General features: G+C 69.9%; 10 protein-coding genes. 3 read left to right on the top strand and 7 right to left on the bottom strand.

The window, feature by feature from the left end; all coding sequences use genetic code 11:
• The 4 genes from VFN12_RS16340 to VFN12_RS16325 form a co-directional block, all read right to left on the bottom strand.
• Positions 1-288, bottom strand: a 288-nt coding sequence (locus VFN12_RS16340; protein ID WP_325119828.1) for an SDR family NAD(P)-dependent oxidoreductase, incomplete at its 3' end; no start/stop codon positions are given.
• A complete protein-coding gene (locus tag VFN12_RS16335; protein ID WP_325119827.1) occupies positions 285-1,100 on the bottom strand; it encodes a maleylpyruvate isomerase family mycothiol-dependent enzyme in 816 nt (271 codons plus the stop codon). The genes VFN12_RS16335 and VFN12_RS16340, both read right to left, overlap by 4 nt.
• A 107-nt stretch (positions 1,101-1,207) precedes the next feature.
• Positions 1,208-1,423 carry a DUF6458 family protein gene (locus VFN12_RS16330; RefSeq protein WP_325119826.1) on the bottom strand — a complete coding sequence of 72 codons (216 nt, stop codon included), beginning with the start codon at positions 1,421-1,423 and terminating at the stop codon, positions 1,208-1,210.
• Positions 1,424-1,517: 94 nt separating this feature from the next.
• Positions 1,518-3,389, bottom strand: a complete 1,872-nt coding sequence (locus tag VFN12_RS16325; protein WP_325119825.1) for an acyl-CoA dehydrogenase — start codon at positions 3,387-3,389, stop codon at positions 1,518-1,520.
• A 246-nt stretch (positions 3,390-3,635) separates the two neighbouring features.
• On the opposite strand from VFN12_RS16325, the gene VFN12_RS16320 reads away from it, so the two are divergent.
• From VFN12_RS16320 to VFN12_RS16310, 3 genes are all read left to right on the top strand, one after another.
• Positions 3,636-4,532: a sulfite exporter TauE/SafE family protein gene (locus VFN12_RS16320; protein ID WP_325119824.1), complete on the top strand. Its 897-nt coding sequence runs from the start codon at positions 3,636-3,638 to the stop codon at positions 4,530-4,532.
• Between the two features lie 52 nt (positions 4,533-4,584).
• Positions 4,585-5,043 carry an Rrf2 family transcriptional regulator gene (locus tag VFN12_RS16315; protein ID WP_325119823.1) on the top strand — a complete coding sequence of 153 codons (459 nt, stop codon included), beginning with the start codon at positions 4,585-4,587 and terminating at the stop codon, positions 5,041-5,043.
• A gap of 79 nt (positions 5,044-5,122) precedes the next feature.
• Positions 5,123-5,569, top strand: a complete 447-nt coding sequence (locus VFN12_RS16310) for a nuclear transport factor 2 family protein (protein ID WP_325119822.1) — start codon at positions 5,123-5,125, stop codon at positions 5,567-5,569.
• Between the two features lie 3 nt (positions 5,570-5,572).
• Here the strand turns inward: VFN12_RS16310 and VFN12_RS16305 are convergent, their stop codons facing one another.
• From VFN12_RS16305 to VFN12_RS16295, 3 genes are read right to left on the bottom strand one after another with little or no spacing between them, the layout of a single operon-like run.
• Positions 5,573-6,202, bottom strand: a complete 630-nt coding sequence (locus VFN12_RS16305; RefSeq protein ID WP_325119821.1) for a DUF2461 domain-containing protein — start codon at positions 6,200-6,202, stop codon at positions 5,573-5,575.
• A gap of 25 nt (positions 6,203-6,227) precedes the next feature.
• The gene (locus tag VFN12_RS16300) at positions 6,228-7,394 is read right to left on the bottom strand and encodes a hypothetical protein (protein WP_325119820.1); all 1,167 of its coding nucleotides are present in this window, start codon (positions 7,392-7,394) and stop codon (positions 6,228-6,230) included.
• On the bottom strand, positions 7,394-8,587 hold the full coding sequence (locus tag VFN12_RS16295; protein ID WP_325119818.1) for a C39 family peptidase: 1,194 nt from the start codon (positions 8,585-8,587) through the stop codon (positions 7,394-7,396). Before VFN12_RS16295 ends, VFN12_RS16300 begins: the two co-directional genes overlap by 1 nt.
• Between the last annotated feature and the right edge of the window lie 374 nt (positions 8,588-8,961).

Below are 8,961 nucleotides of genomic sequence, written 5' to 3'. Positions count from 1 at the left end.
GCCGACCGACGCGGCGTGCGCGGCCGCCTTGCGGACCGACCCGAGGTCCGCGAGGTCCACCTGCAGCTGCACCAGTTCCGCGTGCGGCACCTGCGAGCGGATCGCGGCCTCCGTCTCGGCCAGCTTGTCGGGGGAACGGCCAGAGAGCACGACCCGGGCTCCCCTCCGCGCGAGCTCGAGCGCCGTGTAGTGGCCGAGCCCGCCCAGGGTGCAGCCGGTCACCAGGAAGGTCTTGCCGGCCTGGTCGGCCATGTCGGAGAGCGACCAGGCGTCCTTGGGTGCCTTCATGGTGTCACCGCGAGGGTGTCCACGATCCGCTGCCCGAGCTGCTCGTCGCCCTCGATCCGGATCGCGCCGGGCTCGGGGGCCCGGCGGCCGCCGGCCAGGAGGATGAACGACTCGCGGCCCATGGTCAGCCGCACGCTCGGATCGTCGGGGATCCTCGCGAGCTGTTCACCGCGCCGGGACTCGTTGACGGCGAACGCCACCGGCTCGGACCCCTCCAGCTCCAGCACGACGGTCGTGCCCGCCGGCGCGCCGACCCGCTTGGCCAGCACCATGCCCAGGCTCTCGGCCAGGTAGTCGGCGGTGTGCTGCGCCGCCGGGGAGTCCATGCCTCCGGGCATCCCGACCGCCCGGCGTACGTCCTGCTCGTGCATCCAGACATCGAGGGGACGGTTGCGCAGGAGGGTGTTCCAGTCCCAGCCGACACCGCCGAAGATCGGCTCGGGCCTGGCCGACCCGTCGGTGGGAGGGTCGGCGACCAGGGCGGTGTGGCGGCGGGTGGCAGCCTCACGGATCTCGTTGATCAGGTCGTCGGGGGAGTGCCGGCTCCGGGCGACGACCCCCTGCTCGGTGTAGAGGCCCATCAGGCCGGTCACGTGCTCCGGCTCGCCGACGTCGACCGTCTCCTCGGGGTTCCCGGCCAGGACACCCTCCAGGTGGGCGATGTGTGCGGCCACGGCCCGGACGTCCCACCCGGCGAGGTCGGTGGGTGTGGACCACTGCTCGGCGGGAATCTTCTCCAGCAGGGCAGTGAAGTCGTTGATGGCCTGCCACCACACGTCGACGTACCCGGCGAGGCGTTCCTGATCGGTCATGGACGCACAGTATGTCCGCGTGCCCGCGGCCGGGTCGAGCCCGGGGTCCGATTGCGTCCGTGCGCAACGCAACCGGCATCCGGTCACGGCGGAGCTCCCGGGCAGGTTCAGATGTCGCGACGCTCCTGGATGTGCGTCGTCCGGCTGCGCTGGCGGTTCATGACCAGGGCCAGGACGATTCCCAGGATGCCCACGATCAGGCAGATCCAGCCGAGCGTCTCGACGTCGATCACGTCCGCGATCGCGTCGGGAAAGTCCTCGATCACGTCCAGCAGCAGGATCAGACCGATCACGATCAGAAAGATGCCGACGCCGATTCCCATGGGGTCTCCCTGTTGAGTGTGAGCGGTGCGTGACGACAGCCTACGACCTGCCCCGGGCGCGCGGCCCGGGGGCAGGGTCGTGGCGGGTGTGGGTTCAGAAGGCTGCTTCGTCGAGGTCCATCAGCGACAGGTCGGTGGCCTCGGCGAGCGCTCGCTCGGCGGAGATCTTCGGCAGGTTGTGCTGCGCGAAGAACTGCGCCGCCGCGACCTTGCCCTCGTAGAAGGCCTGGTCCTTTCCGGCGTCTCCTGCCAGCTTGTCGAGTGCGACCTCGGCCTGGCGCAGCAGCAGCCACGCGCAGACCAGGTCGCCGAGCACCATCAGCAGGCGGGTGGTGTTGAGCCCCACCTTGTAGATGTTGCGGATGTCGCCGCCGTCGGCGGAGGCGTCCGCGGACATCAGGTCGTTGATCATGTGGCCGACGATCGCGTTGGCGTCCTCGAGCGCCTTGGCGAGCAGGCTGCGCTCCACCTTCAGGCGGCCGTTGCCGGCCTCGGAGCTGATGAACGCCTCGATCTGGGCTGCGAGGTGGCCGAGCGCCTTGCCCTGGTCCTTGACGATCTTGCGGAAGAAGAAGTCCTGGCCCTGGATGGCGGTGGTGCCCTCGTAGAGGGTGTCGATCTTGGCGTCGCGGACGTACTGCTCGAGCGGGTACTCCGACAGGAAGCCGGAACCGCCGAACGTCTGCAGCGACTCGGTGCCGAGCAGCACCCACGAACGCTCCGAGCCGTAGCCCTTGACGATCGGGAGCAGCAGGTCGTTGACGGCGGCCGCCAGCCTGGCCTCGTCGGTGTCCGTCGCGTCGGCGTGCTCGGCGAGCATCACCTGGTCCTGCCATGACGCCGTGTAGAGGACCAGCGCGCGCATCGCCTCGGCGAAGGACTTCTGCGTCATCAGCGAACGTCGGACGTCAGGGTGGTGGGTGATGGTCACCCGGGGCGCCGTCTTGTCGGAGGCCTCGGTGAGGTCGGCTCCCTGCACCCGCTCCTTGGCGTAGTCGAGAGCGTTCAGGTAGCCGGTCGACAGCGTGGCGATCGCCTTGGTGCCGACCATCATCCGGGCGTTCTCGATGACCTGGAACATCTGCGCGATGCCGTCGTGCACCTCTCCGAGCAGCCAGCCCTTGGCGGGCTCCTTCTCGCCGTAGGTGACCTCGCACGTGTTGGACACCTTGATGCCCATCTTGTGCTCGACGTTGGTCACGTGGACGCCGTTGCGCTCACCGGTCAGCTCACCGGTCTCGGGGTCGAAGTCCCACTTGGGGACGATGAACAGCGAGAGCCCCTTGGTGCCGGGACCCCCGACCCCTTCAACGCCGGCAGGCCGGGCGAGGGTCAGGTGGATGATGTTATCGCTCATGTCGTGCTCGCCGGACGTGATGAAGCGCTTGACGCCCTCGATGTTCCAGGTGCCGTCGTCGTTCGGGGTCGCCTTCGTGCGACCCGCGCCGACGTCGGACCCGGCGTCCGGCTCGGTCAGCACCATGGTCGTGCCCCACTGCCGGTCGACGATGTGCTGGGCGATCTTCTGGTCACGCTCGTTGCCGTTGCGGTGCACCACGCCGGCGAACGCCGGCCCGGCGCCGTACATCCAGATGGGGGCGTTGGCGCCGAGCACCAGCTCGCCGATCGCCCAGTTGATGGTCGAGGGCGCGGGAGTGCCGCCGAGCTCCTCGGCGATGCCGAGGCGCCAGTACTCCGCGTCCATCCAGGCCTGGTAGCTCTTCTTGAACGACTCCGGGATCGGCGCCTCGCCGGTGGCGGGGTCGAAGACCGGGGGGTTGCGGTCGCTGTCCTCGTACGACGCGGCCAGGTCTTCCCGGGCCAGCCGGTCGACCTCGGCGAGGATCGAGCGGGCGGTCTCTCCGTCCACGTCGGCGAACGGGCCCTGGCCGAGGACCTCGTCCCGGCCCAGCACCTCGAAGAGGTTGAACTCGATGTCGCGCAGGTTGCTCTTGTAGTGGCTCACTGATCCACCTGTTCCGTCTCGGGGTCGGCCGGCCGAGACCGTTACTGGCCGGTAACTTGATTATCCGGGGCCACTCCCCGGAGCGCAAGCCGGAGGTGACCGGGATCTCCCTGCCATCTTTCCTCGACAAGTCGACCCGCCAATAGTCGAATGATAAAGTCAATCGAAACACCTGAGATACCACTCTGACACTTGTTTCCGACCGTCCGGTGCACCCACCCGGGCGACCGAAGGGGTTAGCCCGCAATGCGCAAGCTCATCGTCCTTGGAATCGTCGGCCTGCTGGCCCAGCTCGTCGATGGCTCCCTCGGCATGGCGTACGGCGTCACCTCGTCCACGCTGCTCCTGGCGACCGGAGTCGCACCGGCAGCCGCGTCGGCCGCCGTGCACTTCTCCGAGATCGGCACCTCGCTGATCTCGGGCTTCTCGCACCACAAGCTCGGCAACGTGGACTGGAGGACGGTCGGCATCCTGGCCGTGCCGGGGTTCGTCGGCGCCTTCGCAGGGGCGACGCTCCTGGCCAACGTCGACGGCGACTCCGCCAAGCCCTGGGTGGCCGGGCTCCTCCTGCTGCTCGGTGGCTACGTCATCTGGCGCTTCCTGGCGCTGAACGGTCGCCGGCCGCGGATCAAGGCTCACCCCTCGCCCCTCTTCCTGGCGCCGATGGGCGTGGTGGCCGGCACCATGGACGCCATCGGGGGCGGTGGCTGGGGCCCGGTCGGCACGACCAGCCTCCTGTCCTCCGGACGGCTCGAACCGCGCAAGGTCATCGGAAGCATCGACACCTCGGAGTTCGTCGTCGCCGTGGGCGGCTCCCTCGGATTCCTGTTCGCGCTCGGGAGCCAGGGCATCCTCTGGGGATATGCCGTGGCCCTGCTCGCCGGTGGCGTGGTCGCCGCACCGATCGCCGCATGGCTGGTCAGCCGGATCCCGGCAACCGTGCTCGGTGTCGCTGCGGGAGGGCTGATCATCGTGACCAACGCCAAGACCATCCTCGAGGCGGGGGGCATGGCGCAGACCCCGGTGCTGCTCACCTGTGCGGCGTTGGCAGCGCTCTGGATCGCCGGCATCGCCTGGGCCGTGCAGCGCTACCGCGCGGGCCTCGCCGTGGTGGAGGAGGAGCTGGAGCCAGTTCCGGCCTGACGCGCGCGGCGGTTGGTCGAGTGTTCGCATCGACATCTGAGACAATCGCGGCATGCGCGTATCCGCCAAGTCCGACTATGCCCTGCGGGCCCTGATCGAGATGGCATCTCGAGACGACGCGGCGGCGGTGAGCGCCGAGGAGCTGGGCCGGCGCCAGGACATCCCGCACGGCTTCCTCCAGGCGATCCTGGCCGATCTCCGCCGGGCCGGCATCGTGATCTCCCAGCGCGGCCAGTCCGGCGGCTGGCGGATGGCCCGTGCGCCCGGCGACGTCTCGGTCGCCGACGTGATCCGGGCCGTCGACGGCCCCCTCGTGTCCGTCTACGGCCTGCGTCCCGAGGCCGTGACGTACAACGACACCGCCGACGTGCTCCAGCATGTCTGGATCGCGGCGCGCCGCTCCCTGCGCGACGTGTTCGAGCAGGTCTCGATCCAGCAGCTGGCCGAGCACCGGCTGCCCAAGGCCGTCACCTCGCGGACCGCGGACGAGGACGCCTGGCAGCCCCACTGAGGGCAGGCGCGACTGTCCGGCAGGTGAGCAGGTCGCGCAGCGAGCGTGCGAAACCTAGAACACGTTCTAGAATCGTGGCATGAGCAGCACGGATGCCATCACCTGGAACGCCCCAACCGGGGAGCACCCCGCCCGCTCCGCCTCCCAGCGCTCGTACGCCGCGGTCGCGGCCGGTGACCTGGAGCGGTGGCTCGAGGTGTACGCCGAGGACGCCGTCATCGAGGACCCGGTGGGTCCGTCCATGTTCGATCCCGAGGGGGAGGGGCATCGCGGCCATGCCGGCATCCGAGCCTTCTGGAAGCTGGCGATCGAGCCGATCGAGTCCTTCCGGTTCGTCATCCACGACTCCCACGCCAACGGCCTCACCTGCGCCAACGTCGGCACCATCACCACGACCTTCCCCGACGGAGGCATGGTCGACACCGACCTGGTGATGGTCTACACGGTCGGGGACTCCGGCCGGATCGTATCCATGCGTGCCTACTGGGAGCCGGAGCGGGCGATGGCGACGTACCGGAAGCGCTGAGCCCTACTCCGCGTGACGGGCGACCCACTCGACCAGGGGGCGTAGGGCGCGCCAGTCGGCCCGGACGCGGTCGAGCACGTCGGGGGAGTCGAGGCCTTCGAACCCGAAGGACCGGCCCGCCAGGAGCTGCTTGTGACGCAGCAGCTCGATCCGCGGGTGGTCGGCGTCGTAGCCTCGCGGGCTGGTCTTGAGCCGGTCACCGCTGATCTCGAACCCGTCCTTCTCGAGCTTGCGCAGCACCCGCTGCAGCTTCGGCCCGGACCTGTCGTCGGCCATCGCGGCCCGGATGCGGGCAAGCCGCTCGCCGGATGCCTCGTAGAAGCCGGCCCCGACCCGCAGCCCGCGGGCCGAGATCTCGACGTACCATCCGGTCGCCGGGCCCGCGGCCACGAACGCGCCCTGGTGGGTCTTGTACGGCGTCTTGTCCTTGGCGAACCGCACGTCGCGGTAGGGGCGGAACACCTTGCCGTCACCGAACTCCGGCGCGAGTGAGTCGCACAGGGCGGTCATCGGCTGCCGGACCGACTCGTCGTAGACCGGCTTGTGCTTCTCCCAGAACGACCGGGTGTTGTCCACCTCCAGGTCGTCGTAGAAGTCCAGGGCGGCGACGGGGAAGCCGGTGAACGCGGACACCCGTGCAGGGTACGACCCGGACGGGTCAGCCGACCTCGGCGGTCACCTGCTCGTCCCCGGACTTGCCGAGGGCGGTGACCGTGACCTGGTCGCCGCCGCAGCGCGGCTCGGTGAGGAACGCCGGTCCGCGACCCTGCGTCTCGTAGACCACCTCGAGCGCGCGGTCGGCGGTCCACCGCAGCAGCCGGGCGGGATCACCGTCGCGCAACGGGTCCTGCGCGAAGTACGCCGACCCGGCACACCACACCAGCGTTCCGGAGGTGCCGGGTCCGAGGTCGAAGTACTCGTCGCCGTCGCGCGCGTAGTAGTGGGCGGCCTCGACCCTCGTCTGCTTCGGGACCACCGACCACACCGCTCCGTCTCCGGTCAGGACACCCTCCCAGCCGAGGCAGTCCTCGACCCCCTCGAACGGATCCAGGTCGTGGCCGGACACCTGCGCCACCGTCCGGCAGGACGGCTGCTGGTCGTCGAAGGTCATCAGGGACGTGCCGGCAGGTGTGATCTGGGCGCCGTTGTAGCCGTGTCGCCTCTCGGCGCACCACGTCCGCTCCGAGGCCCGCGTGCCGAGGTCGACGGTGGCCAGGCAGTAGCTGGCGCGCGGGCCGATCGTGGCGTGGACGAGGGTCCCCTCACCCAGGGCCCAGGTCCCGCCGGTCGTGGTCGGGACATCCGAGGAGCCGTCGACCGTGAACCTCCCGGACTGGGCGCCCAGTCTCACGACGTGTGCCTCGGCGGGACGGGTCTCCTGCTCGTCCTGGAAGACCACGACACCCCAGTCTCCCCGGATCATGGCGTCCGAGACGCGTTGTCGCTCGCTGCCCACGAACCTGGCCCGCCAGCGCTTTCCCTCGAAGGTGGCCAGGGTCGAGCTCTCGTTGACCGTGAGCGTCCAGGGTCCGCCCCGGGTGACGGTGCTGGTCGCGGGCTGCGGGACCGGCGACCACTCGAGCAGGCGGGTGCTCGGCTCGACCGGAGCCGGGGCGGCGGCGGTGCCGCCGACCACCTCGGCCTCCTCGCTCGAGGGTGCCGGGCTGGTGGGTGACGGGGTGGTGGTCGGCGGGCTCGTGGGCGCCTCGCTGGTCGGTGTTCCGCTCGGTTCGGCGTTCGTGCTGCTCGCCCCGTCGTCGGTGCAGCCGGCGGTGCCGCCGGTGAGGATCAGTGTGGCGCCGAGCGCCGCCAGACCTCGCCGCATCACACCCCGATGTTGTGCTGGAAGTGTGCTCTGTTCGCGCGGTAGCTGCGGTAGGCGTCGCGCCACTGGACCCGGGCGATGAAGGGCTCGGACGGGTCGAAGCGCTGCTGGTTCCACGGCTCGAAGTATCCGATCTTCAAGGGGCCGGAGCCGTTCTTGTCATAGCCCCGTCCGACCTGGAAGTGACCGGAGGCGTCGTCGTCGAGGTAGGGGTAGTACCTCTTGATCAGGATCGGGTGCAGCACGAGCGGGGCCCGGTAGTCGACGATGTGGCGCATGTTGAGCAGTGACCACTCCTTGAAGGACCAGTCGGAGATGTCGAGGGTGATGTACTGCCCGGCCCGGCGCTCGCGGTCATAGCCGGTGGACTCGTTGACCACGCGAACCATGTCGGTGATCGCCGTGCCGCTCGACGTCGTACCGAGGCGGCCGGCCCAGTGCCCCTGGGTCTTCCGTTCGCGGTGCCAGCCCCAGGCGATCATCTGCATGGTCGTGGGGCCGCACCAGTAGGTCCGCTGCTGTGCGGAGGTGCGCCTCCCCCTGAGCACCTTGCCGACCGCCGGGTAGTCGGCGGCGGTCTTGGTCTGGGTGGTGCTGGTCCGGGCGGTGAGGCCGGCGTCGGGGAAGCGTGTGTCGAACCCGGCCGGCAGGGGCGCGCCCTGGATCTCGTGGCGCAGCAGGATCACCTTGGCCACCGACCTCGCGGCTGCGGTGAGCTCCGCGCGCTCGCTGGCCGCGCGCTCGGTGGGGCTGAGTGCAGCCTCGCGGCGCAGGGTGTCGACCAGGTCCAGGTCGCCGGTCGTCTCCACGGCAGCGGGACCGCTGAGGCGCAGGCTCCGGGTGGCGGTGGTGACCCGGGTGCGTACGGCGGTCTCGGTCTGGGCGGTCCAGCCCGTGTGCAGGCAGTAGCGCTGCCCCTCGAACTCGGCGCAGCGCACCAGGTTGCTCGCCAGCTCGGTCGGCGACTGCCTGGCCGACATCGCACCGACCTGCTTCCCCGCGGCCACGACCCGGTCGATCTCGCGCCGCATCGCCGCCGTCAGGCCGCCCGGTCCGGGAGCCCGGGGCGTGGCGGTCTCGCGCTCTCCGGACGGACGGATCGCACTGTCGGGCTCGTCTCCGCGAGGGATCAGCGGCGTCGCCACGAGCAGCGCGGCGAACGCGCCGATGGCGATCTTGCGGACGCGGGACATGGGTCCACCTCAGGGTGAGACGAGGGTCCTGACGGTCCCACTGTCCACATCAACCCCATAAGAGGTCAAGTTTCACACGGGTCACAGGAGCAAAATGATTGGGGCGCAGGGGAGGGGCAAGGTCCCTGGGCTCGGCTGCGCCCTCGCGAAGGGTGTGGTTGAGGAGGGCGGGGAACGGTCCGGCTCGCACCCCTCGTGTGAGGACGTGGGTTGAGGAGGGCGGGGAAGGTCACTGGGTTTCGAGACGGCTCACTCATCCGCGAGCAAGCTCGCGTCCGAGTCGAGCCTCCTCAACCTTCGCGGCTCTTCGCGTCGCGCTTCGCGCAACGCGGCCGCTCCGAGCGGATGACGAGATTCGAACTCGCGACATCGAC

The sequence above is a fragment of the Nocardioides sp. genome (assembly GCF_035703625.1).
In the GTDB taxonomy this organism is placed as follows: Bacteria; Actinomycetota; Actinomycetes; order Propionibacteriales; family Nocardioidaceae; genus Nocardioides.
The sequence above is the reverse complement of the archived record's forward strand: the minus strand, read 5'-3'. Positions and strand labels throughout refer to the sequence as shown.

What these genes read in the sequence shown, in the direction of transcription:
- VFN12_RS16315 (WP_325119823.1), top strand. Translation starts at nt 4,585, where the DNA reads ATGCGCGTATCCGCCAAGTCCGACTATGCCCTGCGGGCCCTGATCGAG.
- VFN12_RS16335 (WP_325119827.1), bottom strand. Translation starts at nt 1,100, where the DNA reads ATGACCGATCAGGAACGCCTCGCCGGGTACGTCGACGTGTGGTGGCAG.
- VFN12_RS16330 (WP_325119826.1), bottom strand. Translation starts at nt 1,423, where the DNA reads ATGGGAATCGGCGTCGGCATCTTTCTGATCGTGATCGGTCTGATCCTG.
- VFN12_RS16320 (WP_325119824.1), top strand. Translation starts at nt 3,636, where the DNA reads ATGCGCAAGCTCATCGTCCTTGGAATCGTCGGCCTGCTGGCCCAGCTC.
- VFN12_RS16295 (WP_325119818.1), bottom strand. Translation starts at nt 8,587, where the DNA reads ATGTCCCGCGTCCGCAAGATCGCCATCGGCGCGTTCGCCGCGCTGCTC.
- VFN12_RS16300 (WP_325119820.1), bottom strand. Translation starts at nt 7,394, where the DNA reads ATGCGGCGAGGTCTGGCGGCGCTCGGCGCCACACTGATCCTCACCGGC.
- VFN12_RS16310 (WP_325119822.1), top strand. Translation starts at nt 5,123, where the DNA reads ATGAGCAGCACGGATGCCATCACCTGGAACGCCCCAACCGGGGAGCAC.